This is a genomic window from Pseudoalteromonas agarivorans, from assembly GCF_024518735.1.
Taxonomy (GTDB): domain Bacteria; phylum Pseudomonadota; class Gammaproteobacteria; order Enterobacterales; family Alteromonadaceae; genus Pseudoalteromonas; species Pseudoalteromonas atlantica.
This window is the reverse complement of sequence record NZ_JANIGJ010000002.1, coordinates 279,993-305,068: the sequence shown is the minus strand read 5'-3', so window position 1 is coordinate 305,068 and position 25,076 is coordinate 279,993. Positions and strand designations below refer to the sequence as shown.

General features: G+C 40.2%; 24 protein-coding genes. 11 read left to right on the top strand and 13 right to left on the bottom strand.

From position 1 onward, the window contains the following. Positions 1 to 59 precede the first annotated feature (59 nt). A complete protein-coding gene (locus NQT65_RS05735; protein WP_024031815.1) occupies positions 60 to 2,651 on the bottom strand; it encodes a TonB-dependent receptor in 2,592 nt (863 codons plus the stop codon). A gap of 378 nt (positions 2,652 to 3,029) precedes the next feature. Beyond that, positions 3,030 to 3,509, bottom strand: coding sequence for an SsrA-binding protein SmpB (gene smpB, locus NQT65_RS05730; RefSeq protein ID WP_004587371.1), 480 nt, complete (start codon positions 3,507 to 3,509; stop codon positions 3,030 to 3,032). Positions 3,510 to 3,654: 145 nt separating this feature from the next. Here smpB and NQT65_RS05725 point away from each other — a divergent pair, with 145 nt between their 5' ends. Beyond that, positions 3,655 to 4,092 (top strand): type II toxin-antitoxin system RatA family toxin, encoded by a 438-nt coding sequence (locus NQT65_RS05725; RefSeq protein WP_055253005.1) that lies wholly within the window; start codon positions 3,655 to 3,657, stop codon positions 4,090 to 4,092. Beyond that, positions 4,092 to 4,409, top strand: a complete 318-nt coding sequence (locus tag NQT65_RS05720) for an RnfH family protein (protein ID WP_029773434.1) — start codon at positions 4,092 to 4,094, stop codon at positions 4,407 to 4,409. Before NQT65_RS05725 ends, NQT65_RS05720 begins: the two co-directional genes overlap by 1 nt. Positions 4,410 to 4,473: 64 nt before the next feature. On the opposite strand, the gene NQT65_RS05715 is transcribed toward NQT65_RS05720, so the two are convergent. Beyond that, the gene (locus NQT65_RS05715; protein ID WP_004587368.1) at positions 4,474 to 4,833 is read right to left on the bottom strand and encodes an outer membrane protein assembly factor BamE; all 360 of its coding nucleotides are present in this window, start codon (positions 4,831 to 4,833) and stop codon (positions 4,474 to 4,476) included. A gap of 107 nt (positions 4,834 to 4,940) precedes the next feature. On the opposite strand from NQT65_RS05715, the gene NQT65_RS05710 reads away from it, so the two are divergent. After that, complete coding sequence (locus NQT65_RS05710) at positions 4,941 to 5,255, top strand: GIY-YIG nuclease family protein (protein WP_004587367.1); 315 nt, start codon at positions 4,941 to 4,943, stop codon at positions 5,253 to 5,255. Here NQT65_RS05710 and NQT65_RS05705 read toward each other — a convergent pair. From NQT65_RS05705 to ilvC, 3 genes are all read right to left on the bottom strand, one after another. Further along, positions 5,241 to 6,419, bottom strand: a complete 1,179-nt coding sequence (locus NQT65_RS05705; RefSeq protein WP_256850686.1) for a tetratricopeptide repeat protein — start codon at positions 6,417 to 6,419, stop codon at positions 5,241 to 5,243. The two genes, NQT65_RS05710 and NQT65_RS05705, sit on opposite strands and share 15 nt — an antisense overlap. Positions 6,420 to 6,498: 79 nt before the next feature. After that, entirely contained in the window at positions 6,499 to 8,418 is a 1,920-nt protein-coding gene (locus tag NQT65_RS05700) for a methyl-accepting chemotaxis protein (protein WP_256845581.1), read from the bottom strand. A gap of 164 nt (positions 8,419 to 8,582) precedes the next feature. Then, complete coding sequence (gene ilvC, locus NQT65_RS05695) at positions 8,583 to 10,055, bottom strand: ketol-acid reductoisomerase (protein ID WP_126006323.1); 1,473 nt, start codon at positions 10,053 to 10,055, stop codon at positions 8,583 to 8,585. Between the two features lie 139 nt (positions 10,056 to 10,194). On the opposite strand from ilvC, the gene ilvY reads away from it, so the two are divergent. From ilvY to NQT65_RS05665, 6 genes are all read left to right on the top strand, one after another. Continuing rightward, positions 10,195 to 11,100: an HTH-type transcriptional activator IlvY gene (gene ilvY, locus NQT65_RS05690; protein WP_256850685.1), complete on the top strand. Its 906-nt coding sequence runs from the start codon at positions 10,195 to 10,197 to the stop codon at positions 11,098 to 11,100. A 121-nt stretch (positions 11,101 to 11,221) separates the two neighbouring features. Further along, positions 11,222 to 12,268, top strand: a complete 1,047-nt coding sequence (locus NQT65_RS05685) for a GGDEF domain-containing protein (RefSeq protein ID WP_004587362.1) — start codon at positions 11,222 to 11,224, stop codon at positions 12,266 to 12,268. A gap of 165 nt (positions 12,269 to 12,433) precedes the next feature. Then, on the top strand, positions 12,434 to 13,243 hold the full coding sequence (locus tag NQT65_RS05680; RefSeq protein WP_126006326.1) for a MipA/OmpV family protein: 810 nt from the start codon (positions 12,434 to 12,436) through the stop codon (positions 13,241 to 13,243). A gap of 1 nt (position 13,244) precedes the next feature. Next, positions 13,245 to 13,625 (top strand): DUF3019 domain-containing protein, encoded by a 381-nt coding sequence (locus NQT65_RS05675; protein WP_171038551.1) that lies wholly within the window; start codon positions 13,245 to 13,247, stop codon positions 13,623 to 13,625. Positions 13,626 to 13,639: 14 nt separating this feature from the next. Then, positions 13,640 to 14,332 carry a response regulator gene (locus tag NQT65_RS05670; RefSeq protein WP_024031826.1) on the top strand — a complete coding sequence of 231 codons (693 nt, stop codon included), beginning with the start codon at positions 13,640 to 13,642 and terminating at the stop codon, positions 14,330 to 14,332. Between the two features lie 23 nt (positions 14,333 to 14,355). Beyond that, a complete protein-coding gene (locus NQT65_RS05665) occupies positions 14,356 to 15,603 on the top strand; it encodes an ATP-binding protein (protein WP_126006328.1) in 1,248 nt (415 codons plus the stop codon). Between the two features lie 318 nt (positions 15,604 to 15,921). Here the strand turns inward: NQT65_RS05665 and NQT65_RS05660 are convergent, their stop codons facing one another. Both NQT65_RS05660 and NQT65_RS05655 read right to left on the bottom strand, forming a co-directional pair. Next, positions 15,922 to 16,137 carry a DUF3820 family protein gene (locus NQT65_RS05660; protein ID WP_256850684.1) on the bottom strand — a complete coding sequence of 72 codons (216 nt, stop codon included), beginning with the start codon at positions 16,135 to 16,137 and terminating at the stop codon, positions 15,922 to 15,924. Between the two features lie 405 nt (positions 16,138 to 16,542). Then, complete coding sequence (locus NQT65_RS05655; protein ID WP_054982159.1) at positions 16,543 to 18,117, bottom strand: cation:proton antiporter domain-containing protein; 1,575 nt, start codon at positions 18,115 to 18,117, stop codon at positions 16,543 to 16,545. 266 nt (positions 18,118 to 18,383) lie between these two features. Between NQT65_RS05655 and NQT65_RS05650 the strand changes: the two genes are divergently transcribed. Then, the gene (locus NQT65_RS05650) at positions 18,384 to 19,127 is read left to right on the top strand and encodes a sporulation protein (RefSeq protein ID WP_029773443.1); all 744 of its coding nucleotides are present in this window, start codon (positions 18,384 to 18,386) and stop codon (positions 19,125 to 19,127) included. 58 nt (positions 19,128 to 19,185) lie between these two features. Beyond that, on the top strand, positions 19,186 to 19,635 hold the full coding sequence (locus tag NQT65_RS05645; protein WP_256850683.1) for a GNAT family N-acetyltransferase: 450 nt from the start codon (positions 19,186 to 19,188) through the stop codon (positions 19,633 to 19,635). 101 nt (positions 19,636 to 19,736) lie between these two features. Here the strand turns inward: NQT65_RS05645 and NQT65_RS05640 are convergent, their stop codons facing one another. The 5 genes from NQT65_RS05640 to NQT65_RS05620 all read right to left on the bottom strand — a co-directional run bounded on the left by NQT65_RS05640 (position 19,737) and on the right by NQT65_RS05620 (position 25,004). Then, on the bottom strand, positions 19,737 to 21,089 hold the full coding sequence (locus NQT65_RS05640; protein ID WP_138684508.1) for a sodium-dependent transporter: 1,353 nt from the start codon (positions 21,087 to 21,089) through the stop codon (positions 19,737 to 19,739). A 471-nt stretch (positions 21,090 to 21,560) separates the two neighbouring features. Then, positions 21,561 to 22,853: a HAMP domain-containing sensor histidine kinase gene (locus NQT65_RS05635; protein WP_126006334.1), complete on the bottom strand. Its 1,293-nt coding sequence runs from the start codon at positions 22,851 to 22,853 to the stop codon at positions 21,561 to 21,563. Positions 22,854 to 22,870: 17 nt separating this feature from the next. Continuing rightward, positions 22,871 to 23,578, bottom strand: a complete 708-nt coding sequence (locus NQT65_RS05630) for a response regulator (protein ID WP_054982162.1) — start codon at positions 23,576 to 23,578, stop codon at positions 22,871 to 22,873. 195 nt (positions 23,579 to 23,773) lie between these two features. Continuing rightward, positions 23,774 to 24,157 (bottom strand): DUF3019 domain-containing protein, encoded by a 384-nt coding sequence (locus NQT65_RS05625; RefSeq protein ID WP_004587350.1) that lies wholly within the window; start codon positions 24,155 to 24,157, stop codon positions 23,774 to 23,776. Next, on the bottom strand, positions 24,147 to 25,004 hold the full coding sequence (locus NQT65_RS05620) for a MipA/OmpV family protein (RefSeq protein ID WP_004587349.1): 858 nt from the start codon (positions 25,002 to 25,004) through the stop codon (positions 24,147 to 24,149). The genes NQT65_RS05625 and NQT65_RS05620 overlap by 11 nt, the downstream gene beginning before the upstream one ends. Between the last annotated feature and the right edge of the window lie 72 nt (positions 25,005 to 25,076).

Sequence of the window (25,076 nt, the reverse complement as noted above, 5' to 3'; positions counted from 1 at the left end):
CGCCTAATGGCGGTTTTTTTGTTTTTAGCATAGCCCATTTAATAATGGGCTATATTAAATTAAAACGAGAAGGTTACTTTAGTGTAGAAGTAACGACCTCGTGGGTTGTGTACACCCGATGCATAACCGTAAAGGTCGGCATCGCCATCACCAATGGCAAATGGTGGCTCTTCGTCAAATACGTTATTTACACCAAGCGACACTTTAGTTGCATCACTTACACGGTAAGATGTTTGTAAATCTACCAATGCTTGCGAGTCAACCATACGCGATGTATTGCTATCAAAGTCTAAATTACCGTCAAAGTCTATATCTGGGGTATCTTCAAACTCGCCTACGTAGCTAATATTTACGTTGGTATTAAATTGGCCAATTTCCCAGTTAGTAGAGAAAATCCAGCGGTGCTCTGGGTAATTGTATTCACCGGTGTAATCGCGGCCGTCTTTTTCAAACTTGTTTTGGTACGCCCATTCTAAGTTAAATTTAAGTAAGCCTAAATCATCCAGCGAATGGTTGTAATTTGCTGATAAATCGACACCTGACACTTCTTGCGAAGAGACGTTTTCAAAGGTGCTGTATATTTTTTGAATGGTGCCTAAGCTATTACCACCACTAGGTGCTAAGCGAACACACACCGTGCTATCTTGGTTATTACACTCAGAGTTATAAATTGGGCCAAATTCTTGTTCATCAATTTTATTATCTTGGGTAATACTCCACACATCTACGCTTAAACCAAATTCAGCAGAAGGTGCCCAAATAAAGCCAACGTTCCATGATTCTGACTCTTCTGCTTCTAAGTCAGGGTTACCAGCAAATTCAATGTTGTAATCTAGCGCGTCACAATCAAGGCCAGTTGCTTCACAGCGATAAGTATCTACAAAAAACTGACTTTCTTGTGATGGACCTAAACCTACTTGTGCAAGCGATGGCGCTCTAAACCCTTGTGCCCACGAACCACGAATGGTTATTTCGTCGGTAGGTGCCCAACGTAAAGCGACTTTAGGGTTTGTTGTATTACCAAAGTCGCTGTAATCATCGTAACGTCCAGCGAGTTGAAGCTCTAGGTTTTCAGCAAGTGGGATTGAAAATTCCACATAGGCTGCGTATTGGTCGCGCTCTGCTGCAGCAGACACAGACTCAGTACCAAAAATTAAACCGCGCTGAAATTGGTCATCCGGTGTATCGGTTACATCTTCTTCACGGTATTCAATACCCGCGGCCATCATAACCACATCATCACCAAAGCTAAATGCTTCACCAGAGATGTTAGCGTCGAATGAGGTCATATGAGACTCACCGCGGCGAACTAAGCTTGTGGTAATTCTGTCAATGACTTCTGGGCTGTTATAGGTGCCACCAAATGGGTTGTAGTTACCGGCATCAATTTCTTGTTGTAAAAAGTCGGTGCGAACCCAACCTTGCGAACGATCGCCTGTTTGAAGTGATTTACTACGGCCTTTTTGAACCGCAGCTTCCCAGCTCCATTCGTTGATTTCGCCTCTTAGGCCAGCTACAAAGCGAAGCGTGTCTGATTCAATATCCCATTGGCGAGCACCTGCATCAACCGTACGGTAACGGCCAATTTGAATATCTTCACCAAACGGGTTGTTAGGGTGGCTAGCAGGTACTGTTAAACCTGCATCTTCATCAAGTGGAGTAGGGGCACCGGCTGCAACTGAGGTATTATGCTGCACTGCCATTTCTAAAAAGCCGGTAATACCATTATCAAAATTGTATTCAAATTGAGAAATAGCACCTACGCGCTCAGACTCAGGGGCGATGTAGCCAAATGGGCCGTAATCAAATAAACAACTGCCGCTTGATGTGGCGTTTTCTGCAGGGCAATCTGGGTCAATTGTTTTTACACCATCAACATAAAAGTAGCCTGGAAAGCCACGAGAAGAGCGAAAGTCTTCGCCGCCATAAGGCGATTGATTAGCGGTGCCTAAGCTGCCCATTTCATCTGACGAAAGCGAGGTGTTTTTAAAGTAATCAATAATAATTGAGGCACTGCTTTTTTCGCTAGTTGTACCCCATACTAAACTTGCTGTTGTTTCTTCGTAATTAGGGCCATCGGTACCACCGTAGCCTAAGTTTAGTTCAACGCCATCTATGTCTTTTTTCAAAATAACGTTGACTACGCCCGCTACTGCATCAGAGCCATAAATTGCTGATGCGCCATCTTTTAAAATATCAATGCGCTCAATCGCCGATACCGGAATACTATTAATATCGACAAATGAGTTTGTAATACCTTCGGCAAAGGCACTAATAGCCACACGGCGGCCGTTGATTAGTACCAATGTAGCATCAGCACCTAAACCACGTAGGCTGACCGCGGCAGATCCATTTGCAGTTGAATCTTGGTTGTTGCCGCGTGTTGAGAAAGTACCGCTGCCTGCCACAGGCATTCTTTCGAGGAGTTGTTGAAGGTTATCGTAACCCATGTTTTCGATATCTGCTCTGCCAATTGATTGTACTGGCGAAGGCCCTTCGATATCGGTGCGTTTTATGCGCGAACCTGTTACTTCAATGCGTTCTACTTTTTTTGCTTCTTCAGCAGCATAAGCTGTTGTTGTAAATCCTGCTGAAAGTGCGATTGTAGCACCTGCAATTATGCTAGGTGTAAATGCAATTGATTGCTTCATCCTTAAGTCCTTGTTGATATGTTATAAATTTAGTTGCTTAACAAGCGCTGACATTAATATCATGTAACTTAAGTGTTATCAATCTACACCCTTTGCGATTTTAGTATGAGTTTTTGTAGAGTGTTGAGGGAAAAATATTCAATAATAGAAACAACGAAAAAGGATAGACAAGGCTAAATTACTCGCTTTGTACCATAAAATTTGCGCACTAAAATGGGCAGGCATCTAAAGAAATTAAAAAAATAAATAAAGTGTAATAATTTATTTATATCATGCACAGGGATGAATTAAATAAAGCTGAGGGTAATTTGATCAGGTTGTTTTAAATTTAACCGGTGAGAAATTAAAAAAAACGCCTAAATAAATTAGGCGTTGTGTTTATACTTTATGTTTCATGAGGCGTTCTTTCTCACGCGACCAATCTTTATTTTTGCCGTCTTCACGCTTGTCATGCATTTTTTTACCTTTTGCTAAGTGAAATTCAAGTTTCACCCAACATTTTTTCCAATACATGGCGGTGGCAACAAGTGAGTAGCCATCTCGTTCAGTGGCACCGACTAATCTATCAAGCTCTTTACGGCTTAATAACAGTTTACGGTATCGCATTGGATCGCAAATAACATGAGTCGAGGCGCTATTTAAAGGCTGAATTTGACTGCCTAATAAAAAAGCTTCGCCATTTTTAAGATGAATATAAGTTTCTGAGATGTTTACCTTACCAGCTCGGATACTTTTTACTTCCCAGCCCTGTAGTTCAACACCTGCTTCAAACTTGTCGTGTAAAAAATACTCATGACGCGCTTTTTTGTTAAGCGCGATGGTATTACTGTTCGATTTTGATGATTTGTTCTTAGCCATAGTGCCCTATAATATACGTATTAAGAGATGTTTTACATCGATTTTTTATATGTGCCTTTAAAATAATCTGGTGAACTTAAGACCATGAAAATTTGGGGAAACGCGCAAAGCTTGCTAAAATTCGCCCACACAGTTGGGAGTGAGTATGCCACAAATAGAAAAAAGTGCGCTGGTTATGTACAGCACTAAAGAGATGTTTGACCTAGTTAATGATGTAGAAGCTTATCCGCAGTTTTTACCTAATTGCTCAGACTCTAAAATCGTTTCGCAGCACAATAATAACATGACCGCGAGTTTAGAAATATCCAAGGCGGGTATAAAAAAGTGGTTTACCACTGAAAACACCTTTATTGACGAGCAAACCGTGCAATTAAGGCTGGTTGATGGCCCATTTAAAACTCTTAAAGGGCGTTGGCATTTTCAAGCGTTAGATAAAAAAGCCTGTAAAGTTGAGCTTAAGCTTGAATTTGAATTCTCTAGCAAGCTTATAGAATTGGCGTTTGGTAAAATATTTAATGATGTAGCTAAAAATATGGTTAGTGCATTCACGCAACGTGCAAAAGATGTATACGGAGCAAGATAATGATTAGCGTTGAGATAGTTTTTGCATTACCGACTAAAGCAACCACATTAACAGTGGAAGTAGCGCAAGGAACCACAGCCGAACAAGCTGTTATTCAATCGGGGATCATTGAAAAGTGCCCTGAAATAGACCCAACTGCGCTTACTTTAGGTGTATGGAATAGAACAGTAAAAGCGCATTACGAATTAAAAGATGGCGACAGAATAGAAATTTATCGTCCACTAATTGCAGACCCTAAAGATGCTCGAAGAAAGCGTGCTGAAAAAGCAAAAGAGGAAGGTCGAGCAAATAAAGTTACCGGTGGGCGTCCTTTATAAAGGTTATTAATGTAGTAAATAAAAAAGGTGAGCCATGCTCACCTTTTTTTAATAACTAAAGCGTTTACTGCTCTAGCGGAGTATCAAAGTTTTCTGGTTGATCATAATCACCCGAAACAGCAACTAGTTGATCATTTTCAAATTTAACCAGCAACTCTTTATGCTGCTCATTATCGCGGCCTTTGTTAAAGCTGTACACATAACGCCAGGTACTATTATCAAACGCATCTTCTGCTATTGGACGACCTAATACATAAATAACTTGCTCTCGTGTCATGTTTACACGAAGCTTATCTACATCTGATTGCTCTAAAAAGTTACCCTGTGGGATATTGATTCTATATACCCAGCTAGAACAACCTGCTAAAGAGCTGAATGTGAGAGCAACGATAAGCCAAAGAGAAAAAGTTTTTAACGACTGCATTGTTAGTTGTGATCCTTATTTTTTATAATCTGCATGATACCGATTAGTCACTGAAGGTAAAACCCTTTTAAGAAATTGTTTTTAGTTACGAGGGTTAAGGTAAAGTTTTGACCACAAACACACAAAAAAGTTTAAGTATAAATATAAGCAAAGCACACAAAGTACCCTCAACGTGGTATTTGTATATAGTGCAAACGCGTCTAGGCCACTGGTATACAGGTATAACAACCAATGTTGATAAGCGATTAGCCACGCATCAAGCGGGTAAAGGCGCAAAAAACTTAAAAGGCAAAGGCCCTTTAGTTTTAATTCATCAACAAAAGGTGGGCTCAAAAAGCGAAGCCAGCAAGTTAGAGTGGCAAATTAAAAAATTAAGTAGGGCCCAAAAAGAGCACTACGTACAACAGCTAATGACTAAGTGAAGCTGTGGCATTTTTTAATGCTTTTAATTTATTACGATAGCGGGCTTTGTCATAGTTAAACTCGGCGTTTATACCTGCTAAACGCAAATAATGTGTTGCCTGCTTTATATTGCCGATAAAATAATATGCTCGCGCAAGGCCAAAGTGGCTTTCGTGTAACTTAGCGTCAATTTTATAAGCGCTTTTAAAATGCTTAATCGCTTGAGAGTAATTTTTAAGTACCAGTTCACTATTACCCAATGATATATGGTAATACGGGTTAGCTTGGCGCTTTTTATTGAGCTGTTTTAGCATTTGCTGACCTTGTTTAGCGCGGTTACTTAAGGTGTACAGCACAGCGAGATTACCTATGGCAGTATGGTTATTTTTATCAAGCAATAATGCATAGTTATATGCCTGTTCAGCTTCTTTTAAATAATTAAGCTGCCTAAATACAATGCCTAAATTCCCCCAGCCACCACTGTATAATGGGGCGGCTTCAACGGCGGCACTAAAGTAGCTATAAGCTAAATTATAATTTTTATTTACTAAAGCTTGAGCGCCTTTATTGTTATAAAACATAGCCGTAACAAACTCTTTGCTTATTGGGCTGGTTTTAAAGCGTTGTTTTCTTATATTCGGGTCGAAGTCTATGGTTAACTGTTTATCACGTTGATAAACCATTGTGGCTGGTATTGTTTGCATAAGCGCATTGTCAATTGATAAATTAATATGCCCTGTCAGTAAATTAACCCCTTTATTCATTGCCCAATATTCAGGAATATGGACCTTTTGAAAGCGCGCTTTTATACCTAAATAATCGGCTAAGCTATATGCTAATATCGATAACGACAGGCAATTAGCATTTAAATTAGCGTAGGTTTGCGATGCACTCAATGTGGCACCACTTTGATAGGTTAATGAGTTATCGCCGTTTTTTAATAAAAAACTTAAAATACTGTTCGCTAAGTAATGCGCGCTGCGCTTACTGGTTAAGTGGGCATCAAGTTGGGAAGTGATTGTTTTGTCGAGCTTAAATATCTCTTGCTTGGTTTCAACGTTAATACGGTTAAATGTTGGATGGTTTGCAAGGGCTAGCGGTGGAGGTTCACGCACCGTGGTGTTACATGCGCTTAAATATAAGCAACTACTTAGTAATAATGCGTTAAAACAAGATATGTTCATAAACCACCTCCAACATATTACATCTATAAGTGTAGATGCAATATGCGTAGGTGGTTTATTAAAGTGTTACAAAAGGTGTTTAGTGGTGTTTTTCAAAGGTGGCTACGAGTGCATCAAGGGTTTGAGCGCTATTTGCTAAATCGCGAATTGCTTGCTCGGTGTTTATTTGCTCATTCATAGCACGGTCACTAATTTCACTTATTTGCTCAATATTACGTCCTACATCAGCAACCACGTTACTTTGCTGCTCAGTTGCGGTGGCAATTAAGGTAGCCATGTCGTTTATTTGATTTGCTGTTTCGCTTATCGCATCAAGTAATTCAACAGAGCTTTGCATTGCGCCTACGCTTTGTTGGGCTTTTTGCTTAGATTGACTAATATCGTTTACTACATCTTCAGAAATAGTGGTTAGCTCTTCAATCATTGACTGAATTTCGGTGGTTGATTGCGAGGTACGATTAGCAAGCGCGCGTACTTCATCGGCCACCACTGCAAAGCCTCTACCATGCTCACCAGCCCGTGCCGATTCGATGGCTGCGTTTAAGGCCAGTAAATTAGTTTGCTCTGAAATGCCGCGAATAGAGTCAACAATACTCGCTATATCAATTGTTTTTTTAGAAAGCAGTGTTACTTGCTCGGTAATGCCGTCAATATCAGTGGCAAGCGCTGAAATTGTAGCTTGGCTTTGCAGTACTTGCTGATGGCTTTGGCTGGTGTTTTCTTGACTGCTTTGCGTTAACTTGGCTGCATTAGCCGCACTTTGTGCTATTTCTTGTACAGTTGCGCCCATTTCGTTAATGGCTGCAGCTACCGAAATGGTTTGCTCTTTTTGATTATCAATAGACTGCGAGTTGTTTTTTGCTTGTTCAAATACATGATTAGAACTTTGGCGTATTTCTGTACTTTCGTTGGCGACTTGCTTTATGGCAGTTTCAATTTTATGAATAAACTGGTTAAAGCCATGGCTTAAATTGTTTAGTTCAGGCTGATTAGACTCTGGCAAACGGTACGCTAAATTAGCATCGCCTGATCCTAAACGTGAGAACAGCTCGGCCATATCCGAAAGCGGTGACGCTAAAGAGCGTGCTAACAAGTAACTTAGCATGCTAGCAACGAGGGCTATCACTAGCGTAAAGGTAAATATTTGCCACTCCAATGTACCTACTGTCGCAAACACCTCACTTTTAGGTACTTGGGCTAATACGTATAAGTCGGTATTGGCTATTGGCATGGCTGCTAAAAATGTGGCTTCGTTATTAAGTGATAATTCTGTAATTGCAAAACCAGAAGGGTTATACAAAGTACTATGAACATTACTGCCATAAAGTGTGTCTATGTTTACTTTAGCCACTTTATTTGCATCTTTATGTAACTGAATTAAGCCGCTTTTATCTGCAATAAACACAAAGCCTGTTTGCTCAATTTTAAATTGTTGTAATAGCTTTTGCATGTCGGTAATGCTTTTTGCAAGCCCCGCTAATCCAAGCCCATTTGTTTGTTGATGATTTACAAACATTTTTACATCAGTCGGGGATTCTTGATAAATACTGATTGAGTACGGGTTATTTGAGTTGGTAAAGCCAAAAAACCACCCATCAGCCGCATCGTTTTTAAGCACGCGTAAAAATCCGTGTTGGTTCCAATATTGTGCTGTATCACGGTTAGCCCACGACGCCGTTGCTAAATCAAACTGCTTTGCTACGCGGTTTAATTCTTTGAGCAGTAGAGTGTCGTCTTGGTTATTTGAGCGGGCCCACTCTAAGATAAATTCATTTGATGATAGTTGCTGTGCAGCACCTAGTAGTTCGTTTATTTCGCCACCAATTTGATTACTAATACTGTGTAATTTGCTGGGTAGCTCAGATTCAATCATACGTCGTTCTATAATATCTTCAGAGCTATATAAAGACGTTAAACCAATTAATGCAGCGACACAGATTGCAATGGTACTGCCTAAAATGGTGATTTTTTGAGTGATAGTTAGGTTTTTTATCGTCATATTATTTAACTTTACAACTAGGTAGATAGCCATGTTAGCACATTATTAATTAAGCGCTAATTATTGCAATATATCTAAAAGGGTATACTCGCTTTTTATTATTACTAGCACGAAAAAGCCCACAGCGTATGCATGTGGGCTTGGTTTCTAACAAGCGAAACTAGTTATACAATTTTCTTCATTGCTGACATGTAGCCGCGTAGTCTAGCGCCAACAATTTCAACAGGGTGCTCACGTAGTGCAGTGTTAATTTGAATCAATGTTTGGTTATCTACTTGGTTACTTTGCTCATTTAAGCCTTTACCAATAACATCGGTGTCGATGTTTTTCATAAAATCGGCCAATAATGGTAAACACGCATGGTTGTATAAGTAACAGCCGTATTCTGCAGTATCAGAAATAGTACGGTTCATTTCGAATAACTTTTTACGTGCTATTGTGTTGGCAATTAACGGTGTTTCGTGTAAAGACTCATAATAAGCCGACTCGTCAATAATACCTGCTGCAGTCATGGTTTCAAATGCAAGCTCAACGCCCGCTTTAACCATAGCAACCATTAAAATACCGTTATCGAAAAACTCTTGCTCAGAGATTTCTACATCACCAGCAGGGGTTTTTTCAAAGTTAGTTTCGGCAGTTTCTGCACGCCATTTTAGTAAGTTTGCATCGTCGTTTGCCCAATCTTCCATCATTACGCGTGAGAAAGTACCGTCGATAATGTCATCTTGGTGCTTGTTATAAAGCGGGCGCATAATAACTTTAAGTTCTTCGCTTAGTTCAAACGCTTTTACTTTTGCAGGGTTTGATAAACGGTCAAGCATGTTAGTAACGCCGCCGTACTTAAGGGCTTCGGTAATTACTTCCCAGCCGTATTGAATTAGTTTTGATGCGTAACCCGCATCAATGCCTTTTTCAATCATTTTATCAAAACATAAAATTGAACCGGTTTGTAACATGCCACAAAGAATTGTTTGCTCGCCCATTAAGTCTGATTTAACTTCAGCGATAAACGATGACTTAAGTACACCGGCACGATGACCACCGGTACCCGCAGCGTAGGCTTTAGCTTGTGCTAAGCCGTGACCTTGTGGGTCGTTTTCTGGGTGAACAGCAATAAGAGTAGGTACACCAAAGCCGCGTTTGTATTCTTCGCGAACTTCAGAACCAGGACACTTAGGAGCAACCATGATTACCGTAATGTCTTCACGAATTTGCATGCCTTCTTCAACAATATTAAAACCGTGCGAGTAAGCAAGTGTAGAGCCTTGTTTCATTAAAGGCATAATGGCAGTTACAACGGCCGTATGTTGCTTATCAGGTGTTAGGTTTAATACTACGTCAGCGGTCGGAATTAGCTCTTCGTACGTGCCTACAGTAAAACCGTTTTCAGATGCATTTAGGTATGACTGACGACGCTCATCAATTGCTGATTGACGTAACGTGTACGATACATCTAGGCCTGAGTCACGTAAGTTTAAACCTTGGTTAAGACCTTGTGCGCCACAGCCAACAATAACCAGCTTTTTACCTTTAAGTGCATCAACACCATCGGTAAATTCACTTGGGTCCATAAATTCACATTGCGCTAATTGAGCTAACTGCTCGCGTAAAGGTAAGGTATTAAAATAATTCGCCATGTTAGTGTCCTATAATTCGTGTTTGTTAGATGCAAAGCGTATTTGCTTTGCTTAAACACACCATAAAAAAAAACTTTGCTTGCGTAAAATGATATATTTGCACTAAAGTATTTCAAAAAATGAAACGTAGAGGCATGTAATGGATCATAAGCATTTAAATTACTTTTTAGCGTTAGCTAAAACGCTCCATTTTGCCCGTGCGAGCGAGCTGTGCCATATAAGTGCACCTACATTGAGTCGCAATATTAAGCAGCTTGAAGATGAGGTCGGCGTTGCTTTATTTATACGTGATAACCGAAGTGTAAAATTAACTAAAGAAGGGGAGTCGTTTATTGATTACGCCACCTCTACACTGGCTAATTGGCAGCGCTTTAAAGCGAATGTGAAAGACCCAACCCAGCATATTTACGGTAATGTGAGTATTTATTGCTCAGTCACCGCCTCGTATAGTTTTTTGCATCAAATATTAGAACAACTCCGCGCGCAGCATCAGCATATAGAAATAACGCTAAATACCGGCGATCCGGCGTTGGCAATAAACCGAGTACTGGATGCCCATGAATCAATGGCTATTGCTGCACGGCCAAGTAAACTGCCTGCCCAAATTGCTTTTGTTAATATAGGCTACTCACCACTGGTTCTTATTGGCCCTAAAATTCAATGCCCGATCAGCGAAAAAATAGCGAAAAACGCCCCACATATTGATTGGTCAGAACTGGAGTTTATTGTACCTGAGCAAGGTTTTTCTAGGCAGCGGTTAGAGCAGTGGTGGCGGAAAAATAATGTGCATGGAAAAATTTATGCACAAGTAGCAGGGCACGAAGCTATGGTGTCTATGGTGAGCCTAGGATTAGGTGTCGCCATGGTTCCCAAAATAGTGCTAGATAATAGTCCGCTACAAGACAAGGTACACGTACTGCCCAGTGAAAATTACCAGCCAGAAGGGTTCGATATTGGTTTGGCGGTGCTAAAAAAAGAGCTTAACGACCCTGCAATCAGTGCATTATGGAATATTGCACAAACTTTAGGCGCAAATGTTATTTAAGCTTTTAACGATTAATATAATTCAGTAAATAGTATGATTAACAGTTGCGTATGAGTTTACTATTACTTAACATGAAAGCTTAATAATAAAAAATAATGACGCACGAGAGTTTATAATAATTATGGATCATGCTGTATCGCTCGCTCATTCTGCTCAATGTTTAAAAAAAGCAATTCCTCTGATGGTAAAATACCGAATGCCGGTAACGCCTATCAATTACGCTATTTGGTATTGCTATGTGCAAGGCAGTAAGCCAGCATTAAATGCTGAGCTTGATCACGTCATTGCTGAGCAACAAACATGTACTCAAAATAAAGCAAAAGAAATTTTTGATAAGCATTTAAGCGAAGATGACTTAGTGTTTTTTCAAGAAATGGCAGATCGCTTCCATGGCACTATGGAGCAAGTACAGCATGATATAAGCGTTACCCTCGATCACTCTAAAAGCTTTACCACGTCGTTGGTAGATTCTCAAAATGAGTTAGCAAGTTTAGCTAATGTAAATTCGTTTAACGAAATACTCGGTTGTGTTGAACGCTTAACCGACGAGTCGGTGGCTATGCAAGACTATGCGCGAGAATTTCAAACTAAGCTTGCGGTAGCCTATAACGAAATTAAAGATTTAAAAGAAGCACTTAACCTTTCTCAAGAAGCAGCTGATACAGACCCCCTGACAGGCTTTTTTAATAGAAGAAAGTTTGATGATGATATTCAGCAGTTTTGTCAAACCTATTCAGAGCAAGCTGACGAGAGCGTATTGGCGGTACTAATCATGTTTGATATTGATCACTTTAAACGTTTTAACGACGATTTTGGTCATCAAAAAGGCGATGAAGTACTTAAATTAGTAGCCAAAAAAGTTTCGCAAAATATTTCCGATAGCCTGAATGTTTACCGCTATGGTGGTGAGGAGTTTTGTATTACCGGGTATTTTGACAGCATCAACGAGATTATGGTGTTCGCTGATAAAATTCGTTTAGATATTGCTTCATTAACTATCCGTAAAAAAGACGATGTAAATTCTAAACGTGCAATTTCTGCAAGTTTTGGGCTCGCTATTTTACGTCCATTCACGAAAGGTTCGGTACTTATTGAGCGCGCCGACCGTGCTTTATATATAGCTAAAACACATGGTCGCAACCGTATTGAAATAGCCCCTGATATTTAAATGTGATATGCATGTATAAAAATTGTGAATGATTGTAACCAGGTGGCGCACATTTGTGCTTACCTTGCTAGTATGGGTGACTTACTTATTTTACTCATTTAGATTAGGTTAATGCGGCTCAATACTTTTATTTACATTTTTTGCTTTGTGGTGTGTCTTGTTTGCGTGCCTAGCACAGCTTCGCAGGCCTATAACGAACAAGAGTATGCGCAGCAACATATTACTGTTAAGAAGTGGCATGTAAATCTAAGTGTCGGCGCGGGTGTTATTACCAACCCTCTGCATGGCGGAAAAAACGTCCCACTCCCTGTGATCCCGCGAATTGCTTTTTATGGTGAGCGTTGGTTTTTCGATAATGGTCGCCTTGGCTTCACACTTAAAGAAAATCAAAAGCATCATTTTAATATCGTTTCAGAACTGAACGCAGAGTCACGCTTTTTTATTGATTGGCACCCTAATAACCTCTTTGTTTTACCAGCAACCACAGGTGCTTCTGCATTAGCGCAAAATAATCCCCAGCCTAAAAAAATAAATATCGATAATATTGATAATCGCCATTTAGCCCTAGATGCTGGGGGAAGCTATCATTATGTGCAGCAAAACCATGTGCTATCGATACAGTTATTACACGATATAAGTAATGTTTATAACGGTACTCGAGGCGCTATACAATGGCAGTACCACAGTGAAGTAGGGCGTTTAAAGTTAAAACCAACGCTTGGGGTTAACTATAAATCAGCTGAATTAAACAGCTACTATTATGGTTTAAAAGCACACGAAACCTCATTAGGTAAAATTGACGTTGGTAGTAGCTGGCAACCTTATGCTAAAATCGACGCCAGTTGGCCATTGAGTGAGGCTAACAGTCTTCGTTTTCATGTAGCATATTACGACTATTCAGCTATGGATGGCAGTCCGCTTTTTGAACGTAACTATTCAATGACTGCTTTTATAGGATTCGATCATACTTTTTAATATGAAGTATTTAATGTTGATTGTGCTTACAGTTTTTCTGTTTAGCCCTCCCGTTGTAGCGCAAAATGCGTCTTTAAAGGTCTCTCCCAAAGTGTGTGTTGTGTCTGAGCAGCAAGCGTTTTGCGATCTCGATTTAAAGTTTAATTGGCAGCAACCATCGTCAAGCGATGCATGCCTGTACCAACAAAACAAACTGATTAAATGCTGGCAACAGCAGGCTGTTGGTGAGTTTGAGTATAAAGCGCGTGTTCAGGTAGAGACCATATACTCCTTAATCAATCCTCATACCGGTGTGTTAATTGCTAAAACACACGTTGAAGTGCAAAGTGCTGATGCTAAAAAAAGTAGGCGCAGGCTTCGCTCTCCATGGAGCTATTTTTAATTTAGGAGCAACTCATGCCAAAAATTTTACTTGTTGAAGATGACCTAGGTTTACAACAACTAACAAAAGATTATCTTGAACATAATGGCTTAGAAGTAGACGTATTAAGCCGTGGTGATGAAGTATTTAGTTATCTTGAGAATAACGCTGCTGATTTAATGATTTTAGATATTATGTTGCCAGGTAAAGATGGCTTTAGCGTATGTCGACAAGTACGTGATAAGTTTTCGTTGCCAATTTTAATGCTTACTGCAAAAGGTGAAGACTTTGATCAGGTGATTGGCTTAGAGCTTGGCGCAGATGACTATGTGGTAAAACCTGCAGAACCGCGTGTTTTACTGGCGCGTGTAAATGCATTACTGCGTCGCGGGCAACCCGTGGTTAAGGCCGCAGAAGAGATTCAGTTTGGTGATTTAGTCATTGATAAAACCAGCCGAATTGTTAAATTAAACGAAAACGAAATAGTACTGACATCCCATGAGTTTGAGCTATTATGGCTACTTGCCTCAAATGCAGGCGAAGTACTAAGCCGTGAACATGTTCATCAACATATGATTGGTCGTCAATACGACGGGCTTGACCGTACCGTTGATGTACGCGTGTCACGAATTCGCAAAAAGCTAGGTGATAACAGCGATAAACCTTACCGTATAAAAACCGTGTGGGGGCAAGGTTACTTGTTTGTATCAGACGCCTGGGAAAAATAATATATGAAGGTAAATAAGGAATAATGGGCAAACTATTTATAAGTTTATATGTTTATATCATTGTTTCTTTATTTATTGTTAGTGGTGTTATAGAACAAATTTGGCCTTACGAAGAGACGCAGCAGCAAGTGCTGTTAGATGATGAGTTTGGCCAAGCACTTTGGTTATTATCGCAAACCGATGATGGTCTAGATAAGCTAAAACACAGCTTTGAAAGCCAAGTTATTGCCCGCAAAGATCTTATTTTACCCCTTAAGCAGCAAGCCTCATTAGATAAAAATCATTACCTGTATCTGTATGATAAAAAGCAGCGCATAGTGTGGTATGTTGAGCTTGGTGATAACAAACTACTTCAAATTGGTCCTGTAGGCGTTATAAAAGCACCTGAAAGCTCTGTTATCCCGTATTTAATGTTACTGGCTATTGTAGGGTTACCTGTGGGGCTGTGGAGCTTTTTACTATGGCGTGATTTTTCTAAGTTACGCCATGCGTGCGAAGCGGTAGATGGCTCGCAAGACTTTAACTTAAGCAGTCCTTCTAAATCGTTTTTTTTACCCGTTACTGATACTCTAAAAGTAATGCAGCAGCGCATAGAGCATCTTCTTAGTGCGCAACAAGAACTGACCTCCTCTGTATCTCATGAATTTAGAACGCCCCTTGCACGATTAAAATTTGGTATAGCCATGTTAGAAGAAACACTGCAATCGGAAAAAGGGCAGCATTACCTAACTAATATGCAGGCAGATATAAGCGAACTTGAAGCGCTTGTGTGTGAAATGCTTGAATATGCTCGGCTTGATTCGCAGCAACCAAGCTTAGCTAGAAGCGACGTTGACTTGGCTGCCTTAACACAATCGGTCATTAATAAGCTAAATTTTGCAAGCGGCATAGAGTTTAATGCGGTGTTACCACAGGCTCTAGTGTACAAGTGTGATGCGCACTTTATTGCGCGTGTAATGCAAAACCTGGTGGGCAATGCGTTAAAGTACGCTGTTAGTCGTGTTGATGTCACACTCAAAGCGCAGGGTGATGCAATTTACTTTATTGTGGAAGATGACGGAGAAGGTATTTTAAAAAGCGACAGAGAAAGCGTATTTAAACCTTTTACTCGTTTAGATAAAAGCCGTGATAAAAGCACAGGGGGCTTTGGTTTAGGCTTAGCAATAGTGGCAAAAATTGTATCGTGGCATAAAGGGCACTATTCAATCACTGACTCATCGCTTGGTGGCGCTAAGTTTATAGTTACCTTACCTAATACCTATCCACAATAATACTTAATCATTTTGTGGGGCCAAATGTGTCGCTACCTACGTTAAAAATTCTCATTTACGATTGCATGGATGCAGAAGGTAGAGCAATGCAGGAGTAATTGCCGAGAACAACTAAATAGCGAATTTTTTGCTTAGCTATCCACACGTTTTCCATCCTCAAAATAGATCACTTTATTATGCGGATTGGTATAAAAGCAATTCACCTAAAAACGCCAGACATAAAAAAAGCGCCTAAGGCGCTTTTTGTGGTTAAAAACCAAAATCAACAAGTAGCAAAATAGTAGACCCGGCTACGTGGAAAAAGTTCTCAATTATTTTTCATTTTTTTTTAAGTAGGGGCATCAGCATTTGCTCAAGCCCATTTAATTTAACCTCGTACATCATTGCAAGCTGCGCTCCGAGTTTACTTTCTGGAAACCCTTGCTGTTTAAACCACACTAGGTAGGGCTCTGGCAAAAGCAGCAGAGGTCTGCCTGCGTATTTTCCAAAGGGCATAATTGTATTAATGGCGAGCTTGAGTTCGGCTGTATCCATAATAAGTCAGTAATTGATAAAACGTATAATAGTAATACTACTGCTTATTAATAATAAACGCATTAAATAGTGGCTGGGTAAGCGGGCAAGTAAACAGAAATAAAATAGGCTGTGACGGGCAAGAAACAGCCTATTGAACGAGGGAGTAGGCCCTCTGATTGAATAAATTTGTGTTGATAAATAAATGCTTACCCTGCATTAATTAGCTGGAGTCTAATTATGCGACATAGGTGCGAAGGCGTTTATTTAAACAACACCGGTAGTTTATCTGTTTTTTTTACAGATAGAGAGAAGTAATGTAAAGGAATGTAAATAAAATGAGTTTTTAAACTAAAACTAATAAAAAAGCCTTATTAAAAATAAGGCGTTTTCATTTGGTTGTTTTTATTGTTTAGTATAAAAGTGCTATTTTTCAAATAGCTCTTGCTTTACGTGCTCGGCAAAACCACTTCCTGCTTCTAAATAAAAGTTATAGGTCGAGTTTACGCCCATCTGTTCAAGCTCTTTTTGTTGATCAGGGTAATTGGCGATAGCTGTTACTTGGCCGTTATAGCCTGAGGCTTGTAATTGCTCTAGTGCAAAAATATTTTGCATATGCTTTGGCATAGCTAACATGACCATTTCAACATGGGAGTGGTTAACGCGCTGCCAAAAGTCAGGGTCGGTGGCATCGGCAAGGAGTACCTTTCTATTGCGTTTAATATGTTTTTCTACCACCTCTGGTTTTATATCAATGCCCGCCACTACATTAGGGTGAGTCGCATTTATTGTTTCGTAGGCACCTGTACCTATGCGTCCCATTCCAAATATAACGATTTTAGTGTCGTTTAAATTAACGGGTAGCTCTTCAGCTAAGCGGGTTTTGCTTTCGAATTTTAATAACCAGCGCTCAATTTTTACGTATAACTCGTTTGAGCGTTTATTAAGAGGCGATGCAATAACAAAGGTAATAGACACCGCAATAGCCATTACCGCCAGCCACTCTGAGGTGATCATGCCTGTAGAGGCTGCCACAGCACACACAATAAGGCCAAACTCACTAAAATTAGCAAGGCTAAATGCAGTGAGTAACGAGGTGCGCGCTCTGAGCTTAAAGGTATTCGTAAACACATAATAAAGTAAGGTTTTAACTGGCAGCACAAATATAAGGATTAACGCTACAATTAATGAATTAGCTGTAAGCTCTGCGTTTAAACCAATGCTTAAGAAAAAACCGACCAGCAAAATATCTTTTAAATTAAGCAGCGACTTTGAAAGCTCTCCCGCCTTTTTATGTGGCGCAAACATCATCCCCATAATGAGCGCGCCTAAATCGCCTTTTAAACCTGCAAAATCAAATGCGTTATAACCGGCTACCAACGCAAAGAAAAAGCCAAATAACGGCAATAGCTCACCATGTTTAGAGCGGTTAAGCACTGCATACATAAGTGGGCGCACTAAAGGGAGTGCAATAATTAAAGCAAGAGCCCACATATTAGGTACTTTGCCAGTGCTAATGGCTAAAAATATAACCGCAAAAATATCCTGCATAACTAAAATGCCAATGGCTATTTTTCCGTGTAGGCTTGCCATTTCACCGCGCTCTTCAAGTACTTTTACCGCAAATACAGTGCTTGAAAAGCTTAGCGCAAACCCAACTAATAAGGCACTTTGCCAGCTTAAATCAACAAACATAGGCACAGCAAAAATACCTAGCAGTAACATAAAGCCACTAAATAATGCACTGCTAAAAATAATGTGTAGGGTAGCGGGTGCCCATACTTGGGGCTTGATTAAGCTGTTTACTTTAAGTTTTAAGCCAATACTAAATAAAAGAAGTGTTACACCCAGTGCCGCAATGGTATCGAGTAGTTCGGTGCTTTTATAGCCAGATAAATTTAATGCAAAACCGGCAAGTAAAAAGCCAATAAGGGGAGGAAGTTTTAGTTGATAAACACCAAAGCCACAAACAAACGCGGCGGCAAAATAGATTAGTTCCATAATTCTTAATATCACTTCATTTGGGATTGCAGTGTAGCGAAAATTTTATACCATTGAAAATAAAAATAGCCCTAAAAATGAGCGCGTTTAATCAATTACTTGCCCAGCCACGTATAAAAAATGCACATTAAACACGTATTTAATCGTAAATAGCATGTAAATAACATTTTTTCACTGACATTGGCTTTTAAATATGGTTAAGATGCTTTAACGAAGGAGTTTAAGCTTGAGCAACAAACTGAGCCGCTCAGCTTAAGGAGATAGATATGTTTAAAAAGATTTTAGCGTCGGTAGGTATTGGCGCTGCAAAAGTAGATACAATTTTAGAAACTGAGCATCTTCAGCCAGGGCAGCTTTTTAACGCTAATATCGTTATAACTGCAGGCGATGTGGCTCAAGAAATTGCTGGCCTTGATTTGTTTTTAATGACTCGCGTTAAAGTTGATGGCGAAGAAGGTGAGTACTTTACTAATCACGTAATTGATCAGTGGCGTATAACCGATATAGGCACTATTGAGCCAGGTGAAGTTAAAAGTATTCCATTTGAAGCGCGCCTTCATCCAGAAACGCCAATTACTGAAATTAATGCTGGCTACAACCAATCACATGTATGGATTGAAACAGGCCTTGATATTGATTTAGCACTAGACCCAACAGATAAAGACCACTTGCATATTTACCCTAACGAAGCTGTTAAAACCTGTATGCAAGCAATGGATAAATTAGGGTTTAGTTTATTAAAAGCTGATGTTGAAAAAGGCCATTTACGTGCGCCTACTTTTCAGTCGGTATCGGGGTGTTATCAAGAGTTAGAATACAAGCCTAATAGCCGCAGCTTATTTGGTATTCAAGAAATTGAATTATCGTTTGTACCAGAAGCACACAAAACGCATGTTTTAATTGAGCTGGATAGAGCATTTAGAGGCGATGGTTATGTTGATTTAACCATAGAGCACGACCATGTGAATTTATCGCAGTTGTGCGACCAATTAGAGCGTTTGTTTGCCTAAGTGATGCGTAATTTAACTAAACCCAGCTTAGGCTGGGTTTTTTATTTTAGGATTTTATATGTCGTTTAAATGTGCGCATTTTGATGCGCTTGATACGCGTACTTTATTTACGATAATGCGCGGCCGTGTTGATGTATTTGTAGTAGAGCAAACGTGTCCTTACCCTGAGCTTGATGAAGTAGACATTAACCCTAGTACTCAGCATTTATATGCAATTGCAGATAATAGTTTATTAGCTTATGCCCGCTGCTATGAAAAAAACGAGCAGTACAGTGCAATAGGCCGTGTACTGGTTTGCAAAAGTGAGCGAGGTAAATGGCGGGCTACTGAGCTTGTAAATGCGGCCATAGCATGTTGTAAAAAGCAGTGGCCACAGCGTCATATTTATATAGGCGCACAAACCTATTTATTAGCATTTTATCGCTCTTTGGGCTTTACAGAAGTAGGGGAGCAATACCTAGAAGATGGCATCCCTCATCAAGATATGGTGTTAAATACGCTAAGCTAATTTATTACGAGTAAATTTAAGCTATTAAAAAGCCCACTTAACGCGTGGGCTTTACTTAATTTAGAACTTAATCTGAACTCGGGTTAGTTAAAAATAACGTTTTAACTTAACACCGAATGTAAAAACACAGCACCAATAGCTATAGGGCACACAAACTTAGTGTATACAGGCCATACTTTCCAAAATAGTGTGTTATGAACCTCAGGGTTACCTTGCTGTATTGCTTTTAGTAGTGAGCCACGGTACCAAATCCAGCCAACAAAAATACAACACATTAAGCCAAGCAAAGGCTGAGCAACTTTAGTTGTTAGGGTGATCACTAAACCAAATAAGCTTCCTAAGTTACATACTATGGTAATGCTCACTGCGCTTATTAGCGCGCCAATTAGCCATGTTGCCTGCAGGCGGCTCATTGCAAAGCGCTCCACAGTATAGGATACCGGCGCCTCTAACATTGAAATAGAGGAGGTAAGTGCGGCTATACTCATTAAGGCAAAAAATGCAAAACCTATAAATAAACCCACAGAGCCCATACCATCAAACAATGCTGGTAGCACTTGAAACACCAGTGTGTCTTCAGAGAGAAGTTTGCCTGTAGATGAAAAAATTTCTACGCCCTGAGCTTGTGCGACATACATGGCTGGTATAATTAAAAGGCCCGCTACAAACGCGATAAACACATCTATTAAGGTTACATATGCGCCTAGCGTGACTAGGTTTTCTTTTTTACTTATGTAAGAGCCATAAATAATCATCACGCTGGTGCCTAATGACAAAGAGAAAAACGCTTGCCCGAGTGCACTTACGAGTAAATTTGCATCAAATATAGATGAAAAATCAGGCACTAAATAGGCTTTAAGCCCTTGCATAGCACCTTCTTGGGTCATAACGTAGGCAATTAAGGCAAATAAAATACCTAAAAGCGCAGGCATCAGACGCTTAGACCATTTTTCTATGCCGTTTTCTACGCCACGACTAATAATAGCCACGGTGAGTATGATAAATACCACTGTAAAAATGATGTTTCGTGAAAGTGACTGCTCACTTAACCACGTTGAAGCTTGGTTTGCACCAGCTAATGTAGTGATAGGTTCAATTGTTGCGCTGAGCATCCAGCCTGCCACAATGGCATAAAAACTTAAAATAAAGCCCGCACATAAAATCCCGCCAAAACCAACGATAAAAGCAAAGCGCTTTTGCCACGCGTGTGATGTTATTTTTGTTAAAGAAGACACCGCATTAGCTTGTCCGTGGCGGCCAATTATAAGCTCAGCCATAAGTGCGGGGTATGCTAAAAAGAACGCGAGTACCAAATAAGCGACTAAAAAAGCGGCACCACCATTACTTGCTGTTTGGGTAGGGAAACCCCAAATATTACCTAAACCTACTGCAGAGCCTGCGGCGGCCATTATAAATCCAAAGCGAGAGCTAAACTCACCTCTAACTGCGCTCATATTGTTGTACTTCTCTATTTTTTGACGGCGCTGACAATCTACTGGAATTGCAAATAAATAAAAAGTACTTATTTGCTCAATTGTGACAATAATTATCGTCTGGTGTGTCTATCACGCGATGCATTTAATTAATGTTATCAACAGGTTTAGAATAAGGAGTTGATTTTGTGTAATAAATTTTAGGGCCTGTTTACCTTTCGAGGTTAAATTTGCAGCAGTCTGTTTGGTGTTTAGGCAAGGCAGAGCCTATGTAGTGTGGTTGTTCCCCATAAATAGGCGATAACGACGTATAAATGCCAAACAGGCGCTGCCCTAAGGGTTCTGCCTAGGGGCTATTTACTCTTTGTTACTCGGTTTTTACGTAGCCCACTAGGTTACAAACCTCGCGCCGCGATTAAACAGCCCCTAGATGGAACAAATTATAACCCTAAAAGGCCAACAGGCCCTAATTACAGTTGTGTAAATAATATTTTACGAATCGTGATGCTGGCCAATTTTAAGGGTAAAACACGCCCCTTGAAGCCGCGTACTTTTACTAACGCTTACACTGCCGTGATGCCAATCTGCCACTTTTGCAACAATGGCTAAGCCTAAGCCATAGCTTTTATCAGCACGGTTACGGTGGCTTTCTTCTCTAAAAAACGGGCTAAAAACGTTATTAAAGTTCTCTGGTGCGATGCCTGGGCCATCATCTTCAACTGTAATATATAAATAATGCTCATCGCGCTTTGCACTGACATAAATAGTGTCTTTTGCAAAGTCGCAGGCATTGCCAATTAAATTACTAATAGCCCGAGCAAGCCAATGTAAGTCAGCAAAAACCATATCGTCACTACTGTTTAGTTGTATTTTAAGTTGGCTGGTTTCAATTTTAGGCGAAAGCTGAGTAAGTAAATCTTCAAGATAGTGCGATAAATTAGTTTGCGAGTAGGTGAGCTGGTTGGCATTTTGCTCAAGGGTTGCAAAGGCTAAATAGCTTTTAAGCATCGATTCCATATGATCGAGATCGTTTTCCATACGCACAAGGTATTGTTTAACTTTAGGCATATCTGCGCTGTCGAGCGCAGCATCTAAGCCAAAGCGTAAACATGCGATAGGGGTTCTAATATCGTGCGATAAGCTCGATGCCATTAATTTGTTTTCCGCCACGAGCTTTTCTATTTGGCTAGCCATGCGGTTAAATGTAAGCTCAACATCTCTTATGTAGGTAAAGTGAGAGACTTTTATTCTGGCTTGTACATCCCCTGCGGCAAATTTTTTAGCTGCATCGTTTAATACTGTTAAGCGTTTAGCAAGTGGGGCAATAATAAAGCCCATAAAAATGCAGAGCCCAGCATAAAACAACAAAGTTAAAATAATATCGTTGCGCTGATCTGTTTCAAAGCCTTTATCTAGGCGCATGGAAAGATGATAAGGCGACAATACTTCGCTACTGTAGAGCATATAAAAACCTTGCTGGTCTTCTAAAATAAGGCCGCTTTGGGTATGCATTTGTAGTATTAAAGACGGCGGCAGGGCAAGGGATTCATTGTTTTTGTAATCAAGCTTTACATTAAAGTCGTTTGCCAATTGCTTTACATAAGCTGCGCGCTCTGAGGTCGCTACACTACTCAAATGTTTACTAAAGCCGTTGATCATTTGGCTTTGTAGGCTAAATTCATCATGCGGTGTTTGAGTTTGTTGGCTAAATGCATCGATTAGCCAGCCCAATACAACAATAGAAAGCAGCGCACTACCGAGTAGTGAAATGTAAAATTTTTTCATTTAAACCACCACGGTTACTATTCCCACGCAGTGGCAACAAGTAAATAACCACGCCCCCAAATTGTTTTAATTTTTTCTGGGTTTTGCGGGTCATCATGAAACTTTTTGCGCAGCGCAGATATTAGTACATCAACACTTCTATCAAGCCCATCGTATTCACGGCCTTTGGTTGCTTTAAACACAGCATCACGCGAGACTACTTGGCCTGCATTACTGGCTAAATAGTGCAGTAGGAGGTACTCAGCACTAGAAATAGCCATATCTTGATTATTAAGCGTTACACTGCGTGATTGAGTATCAATACTGAGTGCGCCTACAGTAATCACACTCTCGTTAGTGGTTACTTTAGTCGGTTCGCTGGTAAGGCGCAGTGCTGCTTTTATACGGGCCAGTAATGCGCGAGGGCGCACTGGCTTCATGATGTAATCACTCGCACCTACTTCTAAACCAATTACTTCATCCATTTCATCATCGCGGGCGGTCAGCATAATAATGGGCGCGGTGTAAAAGCTACGTAGCTCTCTGCACACACTTATACCGTCTTGGCCTGGCAGCATAATGTCGAGTAGCACTATGTTAGGGTTTAAGTTTTTTACCTGGCTTATTACTTCATCGCCGCGGTGGCAAACATGGGTGGTATAGCCTTGCTCGGTTAAGTACTCTGCAACCCATTGGGCTAAAGAGGTGTCATCTTCAACTAATAAAATAGTGCCGTAATTATCCATAAAGCTTCCTTAGTGTTAGAGGGTTGCCGTGTGTGGATTGAAACTCGCCCTTAACTAACCCTAAGGGCTGCATAGGTTTGGGATTTATGCTGCGTTAGTGCCTATATAGGTAAACAACCACACTTTATAAACGCTGACTTACTTAATTACCAAACACATTGCTGTAAAATCAATCACGAAATGTCATACCTCTAATTAGAACAAGCGCCAGCGGCGTTTTTTTTGTCTATTTTGATAAACCCACTGCAGTTTAACCTCTGTTGTGGCAATAACTTGGGCTGTATTACTATCAAACAATTCAAAAGAAATACTTTGCTGGGAGTCGAAGGTATATTCAAATACGCCTTGTTGCTGCTTTAACCAGCATTGCATTATATATTTCGATGTTGCGTCTCTTAGGCAGTAATTACCAATAGTTGGTTGCTGCCAGCTAAGGGTTACATCAGCGTAGCAATTGCGGCCTTCACGTAGTGCAACACAGGTGTCGGGCAGCGCAATTAATGGGGCTGTTTTATCTGTGGTTTTAGCAGATGAAATAGCAGGGAAGATCAATAATAAACAGATCCATCTAAAATACATAACGTAGGCCTACCTTGGCTTTATGTTGATACCCTTGAGAAATAATGGGGCTGTCGTCTATTTCTTTTGAAAACCACGTTGTTAACCAGCCAGACAAAAACACCCAATCTTGAGAAATAGGGTACTCAGCATGAAACTCAAACATAATACTGGTACTGCCATTAGGGGTGTAAATAGGGCGATTAGCGGTGGCTTCGTCTGCATCTATACCAAAGTAATAGTTAGTAAAACTGCCCGAATAAGCGCTAATACCCACTCCAGATCTAAACTCCCAATTACGCCATGGCAAAATATGGCTAAAAAAGGTGTTAAACACCCAGCCATTATGTGTACCTGTAATATCATGTAAAAACTCAAACGAAATTTGCGAGTTTTCAAAGCGGCGCGTTAATCTTAGCCCAGCATCAAAATCGTAATTACGTGACTTTATACCCGCAAGCTCTTCTATTACACCGTGGTTGTAAAAACCTAAACCTTTGTCATCAAAGCCAGCTTGAGTATTGGTGCCTAATATATCCAAGCCCCAATCAAATTTATCTATAAGGCTGTAACCCACAACTAAGCCGCCGCTTAATTGGTTATGATCAAAGTCGAGATAAAAGTTTTCGTAGGAAATAGCCAGGCTTAAATCGAGTTCAATGCCATCGTCGTAGGAATCAAGACCAATTAGGTAAGAGTCTTCTACATAATAACCAGCCCCAGCGCTCCAATCCCACGCAAAGCCTTGGGTGGGCTCTAGCGTGTTATCAGCATAGTATCGATTGCTTGCCTGGCTTTGAAAGCTCAAAAAACTGGCGCAAAGCAATACGCTATTAATAAAAGTATGCTGTAAGAAAGCGTTTTTCATCCCTGGGGACCTAATTATTATTTGTTATTAAGCGTATTATATTGGTAAGTGAATCCTTGAATCTGTAAAAAA